Below are 17,698 nucleotides of genomic sequence, written 5' to 3' on the forward strand. Positions count from 1 at the left end.
CGTGCCCGTTTACTGCTGGTTATTGGCAGTCTGCCGGTAACGTGCCGTAGTAATTTTCGCCGTAGCAGGTCCAGTAGAGATTGTCATCGTCATCAAAAAAAGCTTCGGTGACGAGGTATTGGCCATCGCCTTCCGAGTCTGAGCCTAACCAGACGCCGATGACGCCATTCTCATAAATATCCATTTCCAACGCCCCGTCTTCACTGTACAGCGTGTCGTTTGCAAAGCCCAGGTCGGTAAACGAGACCGGCCATTGGTTGTTGGTCAGCACATAGGTTTCAAACTCACTGTGCACACTGCGGGCAAACGCATAGGCTGCCTCGGTGTCCACGTCATCATTGAAATCTAAATAATCAAAGGCAGAAACGACGTCTGTGGCTCGCTCGGTATACTCCTGATACGCCGGAATCGCGACCGCTGCCAGAATACCAATGATGGCAACCAACATGATTAACCCGAGTATGCCGCCACCGGCGCCCAACCCAATACGAGGGATAAACAAGCTCAAAACCCAGGCAAACCAATGTCGTCGTGGGTGTGACAGTGACTCCCCTCGTTTGAAGGCGATCGCGCTGGCCATACGCTTAGTCAACCATGGGTAGTCGGACGTCAGTTCGTTAAAGGACATCCAGAAGCTCGTCGAGTCTTTAATTTGAGCCATGTACGCTGTGGCATTGAGCGATTTTGCGCGGGAATTTCCGGCCGCAATGACAGACAACGCTTTGATGATGTTGTTTTCACTGTTGGTACAATGCGCGCCGTAGCGGTCACAAGTGTATTCTTCCGCGCGTCGGTAGGCAGCGCCCAGCCATGGCAAGATGAGCGCCGGGGCCAGGAAAAAATGCCATTTCAAATGCCCTCGGTGAATATGACCGAGCTCGTGTCCGATGTAAAAATCGATGGCATCCGGGGTATCTTCCAAAGCATCAACCACGTCCGAAAACAGCACGACGAAATGCCGGCTGAGGAATTTAGTGGCCAGGGCGTTAAACATGTCGGTGCGTAAAATATAAGCCTCTGGAACGTTGCTCAGGCCGATATGATTGCAGGCAGTGAGCAGTTTCTGGTGCAGGTCCGGGAACTGCTCCGGCGTGATTTTAACGCCCGTTCCTTTCAGGTAAGAGATAAACGCCGAATGGGCGAACAGAAACGCGATCCAGCCAATGAGCAAATAGATTAACAGCACACCGAAGGTTACTACGGTGAGAGCCAGCCAAAACAGACCGGCGATGATCGCTGCAATGGTAAAAAGTGTTTTTTCGTTCTTGTACGACAAGTCCATTTTCGTTCCTTTGAATTTATGGGCTCGCCAAGGTAAAGCTGTGTATGAAAAATTGCAACTCACGCTGTCCTTCGCCACAATCGGGGCGGTTAACAATCATCAGGAACAGACAATGGAACGATTTTTTGAACGCCTTATGTATGCCTCGCGCTGGATTATGGCCCCGATATACTTAGGTCTCAGTCTGGTGCTTTTTGCGCTGGGTATTAAATTCTTTCAGGAAGTCATTCACTTAGTGCCAATCATTTTCAGCATGAAAGAAGTGGACCTGATTTTGGTGACATTAACCTTGATTGACCTCGCTCTGGTTGGCGGTTTGATCGTGATGGTCATGTTCTCCGGTTATGAGAACTTTGTATCTAAATTGGACATCGATGAAGGGGATGAAAAACTGAGCTGGCTTGGTCAGCTGGACGCCAATAGTCTGAAAAACAAAGTCGCCGCATCGATCGTCGCCATCTCGTCAATCCACTTGTTGAAGGTATTCATGAATGTGGAAAAAATCGACGATGACTACAAAATCATGTGGTATGTTTTGATTCACTTGACCTTTGTTTTGTCCGCGTTCGTAATGGGCTATCTGGACAAAATCACCAAAAAACCAGTATGACGGACGCTGCTGTCAAACTAATATGGCCCCGTTTTTATGCGGGGCGTTTACTTCAGCTGGCTCTATTTATTACCGATGAACAGCCTATGGAATGGAAGATATCATTTAATACAGATGAATCTCGCGTACCTGCGTATTGGAGTACCGTAAATAGACTTCTTCTAAGTGTTCCGCTTTCAGGTAGTCATAGGAAGTGTTGTTAAACGAGAGCTGTAAATCGCAGCCTTTCAACTGGCTATCATAATCCACACCTTCGTCACCGCTCGGGTCGATGATTTCTTCTAGATTAAACTGCGTAGTGTTTACCAGCATTTTATCGATCGCCCAGCTTTGCAACGCACTTTCCTGCCCACAGGTTAAATCAATCGATTTAAAACGGACGGAGTCATCCAGCGGGGTAATGGTCAGGTCAAATGTCAGTTGGTCTGTTGTTAATCCGAGATCAAAGGCTTCAGATTCAACGGTGACAGGCTGAGGTAATTCGATAAAAACCCGATCATCGTCGTATTTTTTCCGTTTGAAATAAAACTCCAGATACTGAACCGTCGAGCGGTCAAGAGTGAGACTGTGTAGTTCACTTTCTGAGTGCTGATCGGCCAGTAAAACTGAATCTGCACCGTCTCGGTAAGATACATATAGCTTGTCTTTGCCACCGAAGAACAGTGTTGTCGGCATACCAGCCCAGCTCTCGGAATAGGTGAGTAGTTTTGTATCCAATCGGAGGTCTGCATCATCGGCAGAAATGTCGATATCCAATATCAGTTCGTCGGTAGCAAACTCGTCAGATTTAGCGCAGCTCACCAACGTGGTGACAGCGAGTAATGCGCCTAACAGGTAAAATCGATTCATATTTCGTCCCTTCTTTCGTTCCTTAGAATGGTTATTGTTTACTGCATGCGTATCACAATAATGTTCTCGGTATTATTTTTCAACTAATAAAGTATCAATTTATAATTTTGTGGGCACAATTCGAGAGCGGTTGCGTGACAGGACCATCGGAGGACTAAGGGTGATTAGCCGTCCTAAGACGGCGCAATGAATCGTGAATTAAATATCGAGTAGAGGGGGGTTGCACTATTCCAGCATCTGCTTGATGCGGGCTTTCAGCATTTCGATAACAACGCGGTTTTTGCCGCCCCGTGGGACGATAATATCGGCATATTGTTTGGAGGGCTGCACAAACTCCATGAACATAGGGCGTACCGTGCGCTTGTATTGCTCGATCACAGAGTCCACGGTACGACCGCGTTCTTCAATGTCACGTTTCAGGCGCCGGAGCAGACAAATGTCAAGATCGGTGTCCATAAAGACCTTGGCATCGAGTCTTTTTCGGATAATTTTGTCATTGAGCAACAAAATTCCTTCCACGATGACCACTCGCGACGGTAAATGGGTCGTAGTCTGCTCGGAGCGATTATGAATTTTGTAGTCGTAAACAGGCACTTCTACAGCTTCTTGCCTGGCCAGTGCGTCCAGATGCGCAATTAACAGGTCGTGATCAAACGCATTGGGGTGGTCGTAGTTGATCTGTTCGCGTTCTTCAAAGCTGAGGTCATGCCGAGCTTTGTAATAGCTGTCTTCTTTGATGATGGAAATCGCCCCTTCACCCAGCTCATACTGCAGTTCATGATGGATTGTCTGTGCCAATAAGCTTTTTCCGGATGCCGAGGCACCGGCAATACCAATGAAGATGGAAGGTGAATTCATGCGTGTTCCGTATAGTGCAATGCAGGTTTTTCACCGGCGCAACAACGCAAAACAGGGGCGAAATGGCGGTGTGAGGCGGTTAAACGCTGCGAACGTAAGATAAGTTCCGGGAATTTTAGATGGTTCTGAAGCATTTGTCGCCCATTCGTGGGCAGGTGCTTCGGTGATGCGGGTCAACTATTTTGTAATAAAACTACATTTCGGGTGATAAACGGCCAGCATGTGTCTACAATACGCGACCTAAGAATAAATCTTTTAGTCAATGTTTAAGGAACTGCCATGTCTGTGATCAAAATGTCTGATCTGGATCTCGCCGGTAAGCGAGTTCTGATTCGTCAAGACCTCAACGTACCTTTGAATGACGCGGGTGAAGTCACGTCGGACAAGCGTATTAAAGCTTCGCTGCCCAGTATTGAGCTGGCATTGGAAAAAGGTGCGAAGGTGATGATCATGTCTCACCTGGGGCGTCCAACTGAAGGTGAATATGAAGAAAAGTATTCCCTGGCTCCAGTCGCAGCCTACATGGGTAAACTGCTCGGGCGCGACATACCTTTGATCAAAGATTGGGTAGAGGGTGTTGAAACCGATGCCGACGTGGTGATTCTGGAAAACGTTCGCTTTAATAAAGGCGAAAAGAAAAACGAAGACGACTTGTCTAAAAAAATGGCCGCTCTGTGTGATGTCTACGTGATGGACGCGTTTGGTACTGCGCACCGGGCACAGGCATCGACACATGGTGTGGCCAAGTTCGCGCCTATCGCTTGCGCCGGTCCCTTATTAGCTGGAGAACTCGACGCATTAGGTAAGGCAATGGACAACCCGGCGCGACCTATGGTGGCGATCGTCGGTGGGTCTAAAGTCTCAACCAAGCTGACTGTTTTGGAAAGCCTGTCAAAAGTATGTGACCAACTGATCGTCGGTGGCGGTATTTCCAACACCTTCGTAGCAGCGCGTGGTTACAATGTGGGTAAGTCACTGTATGAAAAAGACCTGATTCCTCAGGCTCAGAAGCTGATGGCAGAACTGGATATTCCGGAAGCCGTCGACGTGCGTACAGCGCCTGAATTTTCAGCAACGGCAGAAGCGACCATTAAACCGGTTGACCAGGTTACGGATGACGAAGAAATTCTCGACTTGGGACCGGAAACAGAGAAGGTTTACGCGGAAGTTATTAAGAATGCAAAAACCATTTTGTGGAATGGTCCTGCAGGCGTATTTGAATTTGATAACTTCGACAAAGGCACTCGTGCGATTGCCGAAGCCATTGCTGCGAGCGACGCGTTTTCTGTTGTCGGTGGTGGTGACTGTATCGCAGCTATCCAGAAGTTCGATATGGAAGACAAGTTCTCTTACATTTCCACGGGTGGCGGTGCTTTCCTTGAGTTTGTTGAAGGTAAGAAACTGCCCGCGGTTGAAATTCTTGAAGAACGCGCCAAGCAGTAAAATCAGACAGGCCCCGGCGACTGCCGGGGTTCGTTGTTGTTAAAATATGAAATTGTCCGTTGTGCTTGTCCGTTGCGGGTGCAACCTAATGTACTTAATCTTGAAAGGGTAAACCCATGACTAAGATTCTTGATGTTGTAAAGCCAGGCGTCGTTGCTGGCGAAGACTTACAAAAGATTTTTGAAATCGCCAAAGCCGAAAAATTTGCGTTGCCAGCGGTAAACGTTGTCAACTCAGACTCCATCAACGCGGTAATGGAAGCGGCTGCCAAGGTCAATTCACCGGTTATCATTCAGTTCTCTAACGGCGGCGCAGCTTTCTTCGCAGGTAAGGGGCTGAAAGGCGAAGGTCAGGAAAACCAGATTAAAGGCGCTGTTGCTGGTGCTAAATATGTTCACGCACTGGCTGAAAGCTATGGTATCCCGGTCATTCTGCACACTGACCACGCAGCAAAAAAACTGTTGCCATGGATCGACGGTCTGTTGGATGCGGGTGAAAAGCACTTTGCTGAAACCGGCAAGCCTTTATTCTCGTCTCACATGCTGGACCTGTCAGAAGAGCCTCTGGAAGAGAACCTGGAAATCTGTGCTGAATATCTGAAGCGCATGGACAAGATGGGTATGACCATTGAAATCGAACTGGGTATCACCGGTGGTGAAGAAGATGGCGTTGATAACAGCGATGTTGACCAGGCCGATCTGTACACCAAGCCAGAAGAAGTGGCGCGTGCCTATGAAGTATTGAGCGCGGTTTCGCCTCGTTTCACGATTGCGGCTTCTTTCGGTAACGTTCACGGCGTATATAAGCCAGGTAACGTGAAACTGAAGCCAACTATTTTGCGTGATTCACAAGCGTACTGTGCGGACAAGTTCGGTTTGGCTGACAATGGCCTGACTTTTGTTTTCCATGGTGGCTCCGGTTCATCTGCTGCTGAAATCGAAGAGTCTATTTCTTACGGTGTGGTGAAAATGAACATCGATACCGATACTCAGTGGGCAACCTGGAATGGCGTTCGTGAATACGAAGCGAAAAACCATGACTACCTGCAGGGTCAGATTGGAAACCCAGAAGGTCCAGATTCGCCTAACAAGAAGTACTACGACCCACGTGTTTGGTTACGTGCTGCGCAAACTGGCATGGTGACTCGTTTAGAGCAGGCGTTTACTGAGTTGAATGCCCTGAACCGAAACTAAGTTTTGGTCAATCTGAAGAACCGAGCTTTGGCTCGGTTTTTTTATGCCCGCATGTTCCCTTTTGCGCATAAGACGGCAGACGTCAAAGGGGTGGAACCGGACCGACGTGTTCGATACATGCTGTTGATGATTAGCTTGTATTGCCCTCAGCAGGCACTACAATGAGGGGCAGTTGTATTCAAAATGAACCGTTGTTCGTTGGGCCTGAGCGGTAGAGGCACGAAAGGAGTGGATCAGTTAATGACCTTGAAGCCGAAGCACCCAGTTCTGGTTGCTCTAATCTGCTGTCTGGCGTTGAGTAACGTTGCGCAAACTCAATCCCTGCCACGGAACGTGCTCGTCATTAACTCTTACCACCAAGCGCTTCCCTGGACGCACGCATTTAATGAAAGGCTGATTCTCAGTGCGCAACTGGACTCGGAACATCAATGGCAGCTGTACTTTGAAAATCTGGATGCGACACGCATAGGTGGCCTGACAGACGTTCAGTTCAGCAACCTGTTACGGACTAAATATGCGCACATCGAACTTGATGCCGTGATTGGGGAGTCTGCGCCAGCAGCCACCTACGTTGAAAGACAAAAGCATGCATTTAACTGGCCTGTTCGGGTTCAGTTCAATAGTGTGCTGGAGTCAGATGATGCTCATGCGCTGTATTTTGGCAACAACGATTCTTACTATGTCGATAAAACATTAGATATGATGTTGGCGCAAAGCCCGGCAACTCAGAGCCTGTACTTAATTGAAGCCGGTGGACCACCTGAACGTGAACTTATTGATCTGGTGTCCGATTACCTGTCCCATTACCCATCGATTCGCTTGGTGATTGAGCGAGAATTTACGATACCGGAATTGTTGCAACGAGTTGCGGACTATTCTGCAGACAGCCTGGTCTTGTATGGCGCTGTTTTTAAAGACAGGGAAGGCAAAGCGCAAATCCCCCGTGACGTATTAAAAGAGGTCGCCGCTGTGTCACCGGTGCCGGTTTATGGTTTGTATTCGACATTTCTCGATACAGGCATGGTCGGAGGGCACCTGTCCGATCCTGAAGTAACCGCAGAAAGTTCGTTGCAGGCCATCAGAGACTATGTCGATACAGGCCGATTCCGCAAGGTGTATCCGGCAACGCAAAGTATTCTGGATGTGACGGTGGCCAACAAGTTTCACTTACCCTTGTCTGTAGATGGCATGAATCCGGTTTTACGTAACGACAGAGATCCATGGTTACAACGGAACGTAGAACACATTTCCTGGATCATTCTGATTCTCAGTTCAACCACAATGTTGAGTGTTTTCTGGGCGGCTCGAGTACGGGTTATCAATGCAAAACTCAGCATTTCGCATCAAAAGTTGCACGTTGCCAAGCAACAGCTGATTGAGAAAAATAAATATCTGAAACAACAGTCAATGAAGGATCCCTTGACAGGGTTATTTAACCGGCGAGCTTTTTTACCCAAATTGGAAGAAGCCATGGCCGAGTTTCAACGCTATGGAAACAAATCGACCATCATGCTGATAGATCTGGATGACTTTAAACAGATTAACGATCAATACGGGCATAATATTGGCGATACCTTACTGAAATCATTTTCCTATCTGTTGCAAGCGCAATCCCGTCGTTCGGATATCATAGCTCGATGGGGCGGCGAGGAATTTCTGATTTTGGCCAAAGGCATAGGTGAACAGGAAGCCTATCTGTATCTGGACAATATTCGTCAACGAGTACAGGCCGCTCAAGAAATCGATGGCCGTGTTATTTCGTTCAGCGCCGGCATCTGCGAAATCGCCGATCATAGCACTGTCGAATTGCTGATTGCAGAAGCGGATGCGGCTATGTATCGCGCAAAGAACAGTGGCAAGAACTGCACGGTTATTGCTACAGCCAACCAACTTTTTTAACCAACCCGTGGACCGTAGGTCCGGAGAGTTTCAATGCGCGGTATTCTTCTGGTTCTGATTTTATTAGGTATGTTTTATTTTTTAGTATTGAAAAAGGAGGACATTGAGCGGCTGGACCTGGAAAAGGCAACTAACCAGGTTGAGCAAGTGGAAGAGGATGTAACACGGGCGCTGGATGAAGCACAGCAAAAGCTTAACGATGCCTTAGACGAATAAATCACCGGATGACAACAAACACCGCGTAAAAGACAGCTTTGTGTCTTCCTGCGGCATTAATGCGAGTGTGCAGTTGAATCTTAACGCTAACCTCGATACTTTCTCCACCTACAATAATAATTCCGAGTCTCTCCATGCGTTTGAAAAAAATCCTTCTCGCGGGTATCGCGACAATTATTCTGTTGGTTATCGCAGTTTTCAGTCTGGCCAATTTTCTGGTGGGATATTCACCGGTCTATCTTTATAACGCACCCTCTGTCGCTACAGGCATTGGTGCGAAGCTTGCCTGTTCCGGACGTTTTGTCAGTGGATTCGACATCGAGAAAACCGCACAGGATATTGAGGTCTATTCGCCTATTTTGACCATGTTGGATTATCAATACGATGAATCGCAGCAGGCGGTGTCTGCATCTTTGTTGGGGTTGAAAACGCGAACCGCCCAATATCGGCCCGGTGTTGGCTGCGCGCTGGAGTATGCTGGTATAGATGAGCGATCGCAGATTCAATGGCCTGTCATGAAGTCACCCATGGCTGCTTGGCCAAAAGGGAACGTGATTTTTACCGTGAACTCTGACGTGCAGCAAAAGCTCGATGCCATGTTGGTGGCAGACAACACAAGCGGGCACGACACTCGCGCGTTACTTGTTGTTCATAAAGGTAAAGTCATCGCAGAATCTTACGTTGATGGCATTGACGCTGACACCCCGTTACTTGGCTGGTCGATGACTAAAAGTTTGAATTCTGTCGTACTGGGTCATCTTGAAATGAACGGCAAGGTGAACGTTGCTGAAACAGAGCTGTATCCGGACTGGCGCAATGACGCCCGCGGTAATATCAAACTGGAAGACCTTTTACACATGACCGACGGTTTGGCCTATGACGAAACATACGATCCGGGGCAGCCTGCCGTACGGATGTTGTTTCAGGAACCTGACGCCGCAGCGTTCGTTGCGCAATTGCCGTATCGGGATGAGCCGGGGACTCACTTTACCTATTCGTCGGGTAGCGCGAACATCATCGCGGATATTGTGCAACAGCGCATCGACGGGGGTGTGCAGGAGGATGTGAACTACATCGTGAATGAGATTTTCCGACCGATGGGTATGACCAGTGTCCAATACGAGATGGATGCGTCAGGGCTGTTCATTGGCAGTTCCTACCTTTATGCCACAGCGCGCGATTGGGCACGTCTGGGGCAGCTCATGTTAAATGGCGGTACGTTGAACGGAACCCGAATTCTCAGTGAAGATTATGTACGTCGCTCACTTACTCCGAACACCTCTGAAAACAAAACAGATTATGGATATCAATGGTGGCTGAACACCAATCCAGAGAAACGTCGCTGGCAGGATTTGCCCGCAAATACCTTTGCGGCAATGGGGAATAGGGAACAACGCGTCTTAGTTATTCCTGACGACGAGCTGGTCATTGTGCGAATGGGGTGGTCACCAAAGGATTATGTTGATAACGAGAATTTCGCGGAGATTCGATCTTGGATCCAGTAATCAAGGCGATTGATTGGCTGTGTGGTAATTGTAGATTGTGGCCTGCGTTTAACTCAATTCTGGCCAGGGCTCACGCTTGGTAGCGTTCTGGTAGTTAATGGTTGGACTAATTCGCCCGCCTTGGCGACATACAATGTATTGGGTGTCATCGGCACCCAGTTTTCATTGGAGAGGGGCACACTGGCGAACAGTATCAGATTTTGCTGATGCCCGTTGATGGTCACGCCGGATAATTTGGCCTCCGAGTCCGCACTGCAATACCGACACAGGTAGTGCATACCGGGCGCTCGAACAACGCCATCCGGCTGGGTGCGCTTGTTCGAAAACGCATAGAGATATTCACTGTCACTGAAAATGATGTTCAATGGACCAAGATGGCTTAGGTCAGTCAGGAAACGTTCGAGCAACCCAACCTGTGTCGAAAAATCTCTGTCTGCATTGTCGGTCATCACCTGTAGCAGAGCCGAAAATATGATTTCTGAATCGGTGCTGCCCAGGGGGTGATACAGTTGACGAAGAGATGCATCGGTGACAGTCGGCACGTGCCCGTTGTGCGCAAAAATTATTTTCTTGCCGTGCAGGGGAAATGAGAACGGCTGGGTATTATTCAAGCTGACATTGCCTTGAGTGGCCAGTCGAATATGGGCAAGCGCGAGGGTTGTTAATGGCGCGCTGGCGCGAACCAATGCCTGAGTTTGCGAGTTCGCCGCACTTTCCGGCGCCTTGATCAGCCATGCGTCATTACCCTGATAATAGGCAATACCCCAGCCATCTTTGTGTGGCCCTGTTAACCCGCCATGTTCTGCAAAAACAGACATGGATACCTGGATGCTGGTTGGATGCCGTGCCGAGACGGCGAACAATTCACACATAGTCACCTCTGCTGTTATCCTGGTAATTATATTAGAATTTTCTAATATTAAGATTGAGGCATATCAGCTTTCGGATGAAAATCAGAATGAGTCGGAGATGACGTAATCACGGGAGGCGATGCGACGAGTCGTGCCGGAGCGGCCTTAATCACCATTGCGCAGGCACTTCACTGAGCAGCGCCAAGGCGGTTTTCATGCGATACAGTGGTGACTCCAGTTCCAGGATTTGTTGCATCACATTCGGGTCGGTTTGCAGAATGCCAAACAGTTCGTAAGAGAAGGCGGTTACTGGTTTTTGCTGCCATTCTTCGCTTTGTAGTAGTGCGGAAATCTCGGGTCGATCCGCTGTCAGGGCAATTAACCGATGAAGCAGTTTGTCTTTCAGTTCGATAGCTTCCTGCTGCTGCGAATCAGAAAGTGGGTGGTCTTCCAGTGGCTCGGCCTGGTAGATGGAAAAGGGCAGCGTCTGCGTTTCCTGGATGAGTTGATACCGCTGACGCAGGTGAACGTTAATCATCAGACGTCCGTCCGGTAGAGTTTTCACGATTTCGCAGGGACCCGCCGAGACGATTCCAACAGGCTTGTAGGTGTCTTGATTAGACTGCAACGCAAGTTCAATAGGCTGATCGTCAGGGGCTTGATGGACAACCTTTTCGACGTGACAAACCGCCATGGGTAACTGTTGGTCGACGCAGGTTTGCACCATTTTCCGATAACGGGGTTCGAACACGTGCAAGGGGTACACGGTACCCGGAAAGGCGACACAATTTGGAATCGGGAACAGCGCGATATCGGTCATAAACTACCTGCAAACAAAGTAGGATACGACAAAGTATAGCGGATGGATGATAACCGGTTGGTTATCCTCCATCGCCCGGGCAGCGCGAATCAGTTGATCAGATAGCTGGCGTATTTCATCCGCTTCTGTAATTGATTTGCCGCCTCTGCCGGTGCTAATTCGGTGGTCATGAACTCGGTAATAACCGCACCGATCTCATCTTTGATCACTTCACGTACCGCCATCCCCTGTGACAGCGAAGGCACTAGGCTGCCATTGTCTTGAGCTTGTTGTGTTCGTTGAGCCGCAAACGTTAAACATTCACTGACGGCTGCCAAACCGGTGCCACTGTAGGCAGGCAAACCGCCTTTGTAGTTGTTGAACAGGAACTGAGTGTCTTTGTTGGTGATGGTCTGGAAGAACGAAGTCTGATCTGGTCCCATCGGCAACGCGGTGGAATTCAATGAGGCAATGGACTCCACTTTGATCGCAACACTCTGGTGTTCACCTGGGAACTCGGTGCAGTAATAGTGTTGGTTGGCAATGCGACCTTTGCGGGCAAATTCACCGTGTACCCAATCGCCTTGGATGAGCAGGCCCACTTCGGCGTCCATCAATAGCTGCGCGGACTCATGCCATAAGGTGCCGGCGGGTGCGCGTTTGATATAGGGTTTCATAGTTTGCAAACGTTGAAACACCGCTTCGAAGTCGGGTTCAGCTTTGCGCAATGCGGTGGCATTCAGATCATCAAACAATTGCACGTAAGGTTCGGCACCAAACATCGCCAAGTACAGCGTTTCAAACAACAGGATATCCTGAGTCTGACTGCCATCGTGCGCGATGGGCGTGACACCCTGTGCTTGCAGGGCCTCGAGCAGGGCAATGAAATTCGCCCAGCTGTTATCGAGCGCTAATCCGGTGGCATCGACCAGCTGTTTATTGGCCCAAACCCAGTTGCTGGTGTGCACGCTCATCGGCGCTGCAATAATCTGGCCGCGATGGGTCACAGTATCCATTACGACAGGAGGGAAAATATCAGCCCAACCCTGTGCTTGAGCAACTGGGGTCAAACTGTGCACCAGCCGCAGATCGTACCAATGTCGGAGTGCTTCATTGTTCAAGGCGAGAAAGGTGGGCCCTTGTGCCAGTGAGCTGGCCAACGCCTTGATGCTCGCGGCATCTTTCATCTGATCGTGGGTGGGTATTTCATAATGCGGTGAAAGCTCGCTTTTCAGCAGGTCTTTTTCCAGCACTTCCAGGGCTTTTTTTTCACTGGGCGTTTGCCAGGAATGGAGTAGGGTGATCGGTGCTGCGGATAGCAGCGAAGGTACCATCAGAAATACTGACAGCCAAACAGCAGGGACTAGTTTCATGTGGTCTCTCTTGGTTAATCGCACGTATCGAGAGTACGTTTTATTATTAGACGGCGAATATAGCATTATTTTAAGCGCGGTTGGCAGGCGTTTTTGGGGATTTTGCTCGTTGCTCATCGCTGCGTCTGTACAAAGAGCTGTACGAAAACGTTGCGTTTTTAAGGTTAATGCCAATGAACTGAAAACGTCGTTAGCCGACAGAAGACATAAAAAAAGCCTGCGTGGCAGGCTTTGTTCATGATTATTGACTAATGTTTGAAAGCTATACCAGCAGTGCTTTCATGGCCTGCCCGGTTTCAGCAGCGCTGTTACCCAGCAGTAAGTGGACGATACGATCGTTGATTTTCATCACATGCGTTACGCCCAGCTTTTTCAGTTCGGCTTCATCGAGGGTGACCTGGCTGTTCAATTCCAGTCGTAAACGACTGGTCGCGCAAGCCAGGACATCAACCACATTGGATTTACCGCCTAGACTAGCCAGCAGTGCTGAGGCCAGAACACGGTGTTCTGTAGCGACATCAGCACTGATGTCAGGCTGTTCCGTTCTAACGACGTCAGAGCGAATCAGCTCGTTTTTTTTTCCAAGAAATCGGCCATTTTGGTGCGTAGGATTTCTGCTTCCATACCAAAGATTGCCTGTACCCCTTGACCCATGACCAGTACTGCAGAAGCGCCGTAGCTCTTGATCGCTTCTTTATCGACCTTGTTAATGTCTTTCACTTCAATGCGCAGGCGCGTGATGCAGTTATCCAGTGTCGCAATGTTTGCACCACCACCGAAGGCTGCCACAATGCCACCAACCCGGGCGTCGTCACCACCTTCGCGAACTTCAGCAGCCAATACGACTTCGTCTTCACGACCAGGTGTTTTCAAGTTCAGGGCTTGGATAGTGACCCGGAAAACTACGTAGTAAATCACTGCGTACATCAAACCGAATACTGGAATTAGGAAGCCTTTTTGTGAGTTGGAAAACAGGACCACGTAGTCGATGAAACCGTGTGAGAACGATGTACCGTGAACCACATCCAGAGCATTCATCAGGAAGAAAGCTGAACCTGCCAACAGTGCGTGAATCACATACAGAACTGGTGCAACGAACAGGAATGCGAATTCAATCGGTTCAGTGATACCGGTTAAGAAAGACGTGAAGGCTGCAGAAATCATGATACCGCCGATCTTGGCGCGGTTTTCTGGTTTCGCGGTGTGCCACATAGCAATAGCCGCAGCGGGTAAGCCAAACATCTTGAACATGTAACCACCGGCTAACTGACCAAAGCCATTACCGGTGGCACGGGTTGCTTCATCGGCAGAAAGATAACAGGTCAACACACCATTCAGGGCTTCACCGGCTGAGTTCACACAAGAACCGGCTTCAAAGAAGAACGGCGCGTTCCAGATGTGGTGCAGACCGAGTGGAATCAGCGACCGTTCAACCACGCCATAGATGGCAAAGGCCAGCTCTGGGTTCTGATACGCAGCCCACAATGAGAATGCTTTAATCGCATCACCAATCGGAGGCCAGACCCAAGAAAGTACCGTACCCAACGCAATAGCACTGAAACCGGTAATGATTGGCACAGAGCGTTTGCCGGAAAAGAAACCGAGGTAAGCCGGTAATTCCAGTTTGAAGAACTTGTTGAACGCCCATGCAGCTACGCTACCGGCCAGAATGCCGCCGAGAATACCCACGTCGGTACCCGGAGCAAGAACGCCGAGCGTTTTGATCATAATGAAGTAACCAACAGCGGCCGCCAAAGCAGACACACCGTCGTTTTTCGTGAAGCCCAGTGCCACACCAATGGCGAACAGCAGCCCCATGTTGCCAAAGACGGCACCCCCGGCCTGTTCCATAATCTGCGACACAATCGCCGGCAGCCAACTGAATTTTGCGGCACCGACACCAAGCAGAATACCTGCGACGGGTAACACGGATACGGGAAGCATCAGTGATTTACCGACCTTTTGCAGAGCGGCAAAACCTTGTTTTCCTGCACTCATAGTCTTTCTCCTAGTTTGTTGTTTTCTAAATTGAATTGTGGTGTTCCACGCGTTGTGGGTTACTCCGACACCGCGTGTTGTTTTTAATTCGGTTGCATCAGCTCAGATATTGTTTGGTTGTTTCCAGGTACTCGCGTACTTCGCGGGCGGTGGCAAACTGCAAACTCTGCTCGGCTAATTCGCGGCACTTCGAGCTGTTCAATGCACGAACGCAGGCTTTAACATCCGGTAGTGACGGCACGCTGGCTGAAAGCTCCTTAACGCCAAGCCCCACCAGTAATGGCACCGCCAAAACGTCCCCGGCAATTCCGCCACAGACGCCAACCCATTTCCCGTGCTTTTGCGCCGCATCCACGGTCATCTTTATCAGGCGTAGAACACTGGGGTGCAAAGCGTCTGCCAGACTGGCGAGTTTGGGATGTCCTCGGTCCATCGCCAGTGTGTATTGCGTCAGGTCGTTGGTCCCGATGGAGAAGAAATCAACTTCCGGCGCCAGGATATCGGCCATAACCGCAGCGGAAGGTACTTCGATCATGATGCCAACCGGAACTGGTTGAGCGCCGAGTTTTTTCTGTTCTTCCAGCAAGACTTGCTTCGCAAGACGCAATTCGTTCAGGTCGGAAATCATCGGGAACATAATGTGAATGTTGCCAAATTCTGCCGCGCGAATAAGCGCCCGTAATTGCTGTCGAAACAAGGCTGGTTTGTCGAGTGAAATACGAATACCGCGCTCACCTAAGAAAGGGTTGTCTTCACTCGGCAGTGGTAAATAGGGCAGTGGTTTGTCGCCACCAACATCCAGCGTACGTACAATTAACGGTTTGTCTTTTCCGAGTGCTTCAGCGGCAGCGCGGTAAGTTGTAAACTGATCTTCTTCACTGGGTGCGGAGCTTCGGTTCAGAAACAGAAACTCTGAACGTAGCAAGCCTACCCCTTCACCACCGGCGTCGTTCACAGTCATGGCATCTTTCACGCTGCCGATATTCGCCACCACTTCGATTTTTACTTTGTCCTGAGTCAGCGCGGGTAGTTGCACGTGTGTGCGATTGAGTGTGCGGATTTTCTCCTGTTCAATCATCTGCGCTTGAATGTCCGCGATCTCATCATCGCTTGGATTAACCTGCAATTCACCTTGGTCGCTGTTTAAAATCACTCGCGTACCGTTCGTCAGTTCACGCGCAAAATCGTCGATGCCAGCGATGGCCGGAATGTTCATCGAGCGTGCCAGAATCGCACTGTGGGAGGTTGCGCCACCGCCGGTAGTGACAAAGCCGATCACTTTGTTTTTATCCAGATTGGCGGTATCTGAAGGGGTTAAATCCTCGGCGACCAAAATACATTGTTCCGGTAGTGAGAGCGCACTTTCCTCAATACCGAGCAGTATTCGCAACACGCGGTAGCCGACGTCACGTAAATCGGTTGCGCGCTCCGCGAGTAAGGCATTGTCAAGTGATTTTAGTTGAGCCACTTGACTGTCCACCGTTTGTTGCCAAGCGCTTGCCGCGTTCGCGCCGTCTTTAATCAACGTGTTGGAAACGTCCGATAATTCCGGGTCACTGAGCAACTCGATGTGGGCGGTAAATATTTTGGCTTTTTCCGGTTCACTTTTTTCCAGTTCGGTTTGCAATGTTTGCAACTGATCCGCGGCGATCACAATGGCATCCGCTAACAACGCCAATTCGATAGCCGTGTTCTGACGTTCGCCGGGAATGTCGTAGTGTTGTTCTTCCAGTTGGTGGATAACACCGATGGCAAATCCGGGTGATGCAGAAACGCCCTTCAACAGTTGTTGATCATGACTTGGTGGGAACAGCAGCGACGGCTCTTCAACCAGGGTTGGTTGGTCATTGGCCGCAGCGGTGACACCTTCCTCACCCAAACCGGCGCGGATAGCTGGCACTAACTCACTGAGCGCGTCGCGTGCATCGGCGCCATTCGCGTGTACTTGAATAACCGAGCCTTGTCGAGTGCCTAAATTCAGAATGGCGGTTAAGCTTTTAGCCGCGACACGTTTTTCACCACAGGATAATTCAACGACGGCGCTGTACTCTTTGGCGATTTTAACCAACGCGGCCGCAGGGCGCGCATGTAAACCTGCTGGATTGGGTAATGAGATTTGTTCACTGTCTAACCATTCTCCCAGTGATGATTCTTCCATCGGTACGACTTCGCCGAAACCAATCGACAGTAACTGCTGCCCGCACTGGATTGACGATTGTTGTGTTGGCGTGATTACGCAATTCATGGCGTCGCCATTGGTCAAAATAATTTCAGTCATCAAAGACTTCGCATGTTTTGCGACAAAGTCCGCGTCGAACTCGATCAACGGTTGTCCTTGTTTTACCTCGTCGCCCTGAGCGACCAATGCATTGAAGCCTTCGCCCTTGAGCAACACGGTGTCGATGCCAATGTGCATCAGGACTTCGAGACCATTGGTCGCGCGAATGGTCAACGCGTGATGGGTGTTGGTCAGTTGAATGATTTGGCCGTCGAATGGCGCTTTCAGAATTTGTTCAATCGGATCAATGGAAATACCATCGCCCACCATCTTTTCCGCAAAGACAGGGTCCGGAACGTGTTCAAGAGGTATGACTTGACCCGCGACCGGGGCAAGAATCGTAAGTGGCGGAAGCGCCTGGGAAACTATGTGCTGCGTCGACATGGACCGCTCCTGTTTTTGAATTGCCGCGATTCTATGCTGGAGCAGGGGTGCAGAAATTTGATGTACATCATTTTTAAACAGTCGCTTACACTTAGACGCATGACCGTTGCACTGTGCTACGCAGGTGTTACAAGTTGATACATTACAGGCCTGCTTTTGT

15 protein-coding genes are annotated in these 17,698 nt (G+C 49.6%); 6 read left to right on the forward strand and 9 right to left on the reverse strand.

Annotation, left to right across the window (positions count from 1 at the left end; all coding sequences use genetic code 11):
- Positions 1–19: 19 nt before the first annotated feature.
- On the reverse strand, positions 20–1,282 hold the full coding sequence (locus IYN85_RS12135; RefSeq protein WP_196159146.1) for a M48 family metallopeptidase: 1,263 nt from the start codon (positions 1,280–1,282) through the stop codon (positions 20–22).
- A gap of 112 nt (positions 1,283–1,394) precedes the next feature.
- Between IYN85_RS12135 and IYN85_RS12140 the strand changes: the two genes are divergently transcribed.
- Positions 1,395–1,892, forward strand: coding sequence for a TIGR00645 family protein (locus tag IYN85_RS12140; protein WP_196159147.1), 498 nt, complete (start codon positions 1,395–1,397; stop codon positions 1,890–1,892).
- 105 nt (positions 1,893–1,997) lie between these two features.
- Here the strand turns inward: IYN85_RS12140 and IYN85_RS12145 are convergent, their stop codons facing one another.
- Positions 1,998–2,741 (reverse strand): hypothetical protein, encoded by a 744-nt coding sequence (locus tag IYN85_RS12145; protein ID WP_196159148.1) that lies wholly within the window; start codon positions 2,739–2,741, stop codon positions 1,998–2,000.
- 225 nt (positions 2,742–2,966) lie between these two features.
- Complete coding sequence (gene udk / locus IYN85_RS12150; RefSeq protein WP_196159149.1) at positions 2,967–3,599, reverse strand: uridine kinase; 633 nt, start codon at positions 3,597–3,599, stop codon at positions 2,967–2,969.
- Between the two features lie 279 nt (positions 3,600–3,878).
- On the opposite strand from udk, the gene IYN85_RS12155 reads away from it, so the two are divergent.
- The 5 genes from IYN85_RS12155 to IYN85_RS12175 all read left to right on the forward strand — a co-directional run bounded on the left by IYN85_RS12155 (position 3,879) and on the right by IYN85_RS12175 (position 9,855).
- Complete coding sequence (locus tag IYN85_RS12155) at positions 3,879–5,042, forward strand: phosphoglycerate kinase (RefSeq protein WP_196159150.1); 1,164 nt, start codon at positions 3,879–3,881, stop codon at positions 5,040–5,042.
- 116 nt (positions 5,043–5,158) lie between these two features.
- Positions 5,159–6,235 carry a class II fructose-bisphosphate aldolase gene (gene fbaA, locus IYN85_RS12160; RefSeq protein ID WP_196159151.1) on the forward strand — a complete coding sequence of 359 codons (1,077 nt, stop codon included), beginning with the start codon at positions 5,159–5,161 and terminating at the stop codon, positions 6,233–6,235.
- Positions 6,236–6,475: 240 nt separating this feature from the next.
- The gene (locus IYN85_RS12165; RefSeq protein ID WP_196159152.1) at positions 6,476–8,134 is read left to right on the forward strand and encodes a GGDEF domain-containing protein; all 1,659 of its coding nucleotides are present in this window, start codon (positions 6,476–6,478) and stop codon (positions 8,132–8,134) included.
- 33 nt (positions 8,135–8,167) lie between these two features.
- Positions 8,168–8,350 carry a hypothetical protein gene (locus IYN85_RS12170; RefSeq protein WP_196159153.1) on the forward strand — a complete coding sequence of 61 codons (183 nt, stop codon included), beginning with the start codon at positions 8,168–8,170 and terminating at the stop codon, positions 8,348–8,350.
- A 134-nt stretch (positions 8,351–8,484) separates the two neighbouring features.
- Entirely contained in the window at positions 8,485–9,855 is a 1,371-nt protein-coding gene (locus IYN85_RS12175) for a serine hydrolase (protein WP_196159154.1), read from the forward strand.
- 53 nt (positions 9,856–9,908) lie between these two features.
- Here IYN85_RS12175 and IYN85_RS12180 read toward each other — a convergent pair whose 3' ends face one another.
- The 6 genes from IYN85_RS12180 to ptsP form a co-directional block, all read right to left on the reverse strand.
- Complete coding sequence (locus tag IYN85_RS12180; RefSeq protein WP_196159155.1) at positions 9,909–10,727, reverse strand: class II glutamine amidotransferase; 819 nt, start codon at positions 10,725–10,727, stop codon at positions 9,909–9,911.
- A gap of 148 nt (positions 10,728–10,875) precedes the next feature.
- Positions 10,876–11,526: an LON peptidase substrate-binding domain-containing protein gene (locus IYN85_RS12185; RefSeq protein WP_196159156.1), complete on the reverse strand. Its 651-nt coding sequence runs from the start codon at positions 11,524–11,526 to the stop codon at positions 10,876–10,878.
- 89 nt (positions 11,527–11,615) lie between these two features.
- Positions 11,616–12,878 carry an ABC transporter substrate-binding protein gene (locus IYN85_RS12190; protein WP_196159157.1) on the reverse strand — a complete coding sequence of 421 codons (1,263 nt, stop codon included), beginning with the start codon at positions 12,876–12,878 and terminating at the stop codon, positions 11,616–11,618.
- A gap of 262 nt (positions 12,879–13,140) precedes the next feature.
- A complete protein-coding gene (locus IYN85_RS12195; protein WP_370592198.1) occupies positions 13,141–13,446 on the reverse strand; it encodes a PTS transporter subunit EIIB in 306 nt (101 codons plus the stop codon).
- Positions 13,443–14,876, reverse strand: coding sequence for a PTS glucose transporter subunit IIBC (gene ptsG, locus IYN85_RS12200; RefSeq protein ID WP_196159159.1), 1,434 nt, complete (start codon positions 14,874–14,876; stop codon positions 13,443–13,445). Before ptsG ends, IYN85_RS12195 begins: the two co-directional genes overlap by 4 nt.
- A 97-nt stretch (positions 14,877–14,973) precedes the next feature.
- Positions 14,974–17,538, reverse strand: coding sequence for a phosphoenolpyruvate--protein phosphotransferase (gene ptsP / locus IYN85_RS12205; RefSeq protein ID WP_196159160.1), 2,565 nt, complete (start codon positions 17,536–17,538; stop codon positions 14,974–14,976).
- Between the last annotated feature and the right edge of the window lie 160 nt (positions 17,539–17,698).

This window comes from Reinekea sp. G2M2-21, from assembly GCF_015687175.1.
Classification (GTDB): domain Bacteria; phylum Pseudomonadota; class Gammaproteobacteria; order Pseudomonadales; family Natronospirillaceae; genus Reinekea.

Coding starts and splice junctions, on each gene's coding strand:
- IYN85_RS12145 (WP_196159148.1), bottom strand. CDS start 2,741: ATGAATCGATTTTACCTGTTAGGCGCATTACTCGCTGTCACCACGTTG.
- udk (WP_196159149.1), bottom strand. CDS start 3,599: ATGAATTCACCTTCCATCTTCATTGGTATTGCCGGTGCCTCGGCATCC.
- IYN85_RS12170 (WP_196159153.1), top strand. CDS start 8,168: ATGCGCGGTATTCTTCTGGTTCTGATTTTATTAGGTATGTTTTATTTT.
- IYN85_RS12175 (WP_196159154.1), top strand. CDS start 8,485: ATGCGTTTGAAAAAAATCCTTCTCGCGGGTATCGCGACAATTATTCTG.
- IYN85_RS12165 (WP_196159152.1), top strand. CDS start 6,476: ATGACCTTGAAGCCGAAGCACCCAGTTCTGGTTGCTCTAATCTGCTGT.
- ptsG (WP_196159159.1), bottom strand. CDS start 14,876: ATGAGTGCAGGAAAACAAGGTTTTGCCGCTCTGCAAAAGGTCGGTAAA.
- IYN85_RS12140 (WP_196159147.1), top strand. CDS start 1,395: ATGGAACGATTTTTTGAACGCCTTATGTATGCCTCGCGCTGGATTATG.
- IYN85_RS12190 (WP_196159157.1), bottom strand. CDS start 12,878: ATGAAACTAGTCCCTGCTGTTTGGCTGTCAGTATTTCTGATGGTACCT.
- IYN85_RS12155 (WP_196159150.1), top strand. CDS start 3,879: ATGTCTGTGATCAAAATGTCTGATCTGGATCTCGCCGGTAAGCGAGTT.
- ptsP (WP_196159160.1), bottom strand. CDS start 17,538: ATGTCGACGCAGCACATAGTTTCCCAGGCGCTTCCGCCACTTACGATT.
- IYN85_RS12180 (WP_196159155.1), bottom strand. CDS start 10,727: ATGTGTGAATTGTTCGCCGTCTCGGCACGGCATCCAACCAGCATCCAG.
- IYN85_RS12185 (WP_196159156.1), bottom strand. CDS start 11,526: ATGACCGATATCGCGCTGTTCCCGATTCCAAATTGTGTCGCCTTTCCG.
- IYN85_RS12135 (WP_196159146.1), bottom strand. CDS start 1,282: ATGGACTTGTCGTACAAGAACGAAAAAACACTTTTTACCATTGCAGCG.
- fbaA (WP_196159151.1), top strand. CDS start 5,159: ATGACTAAGATTCTTGATGTTGTAAAGCCAGGCGTCGTTGCTGGCGAA.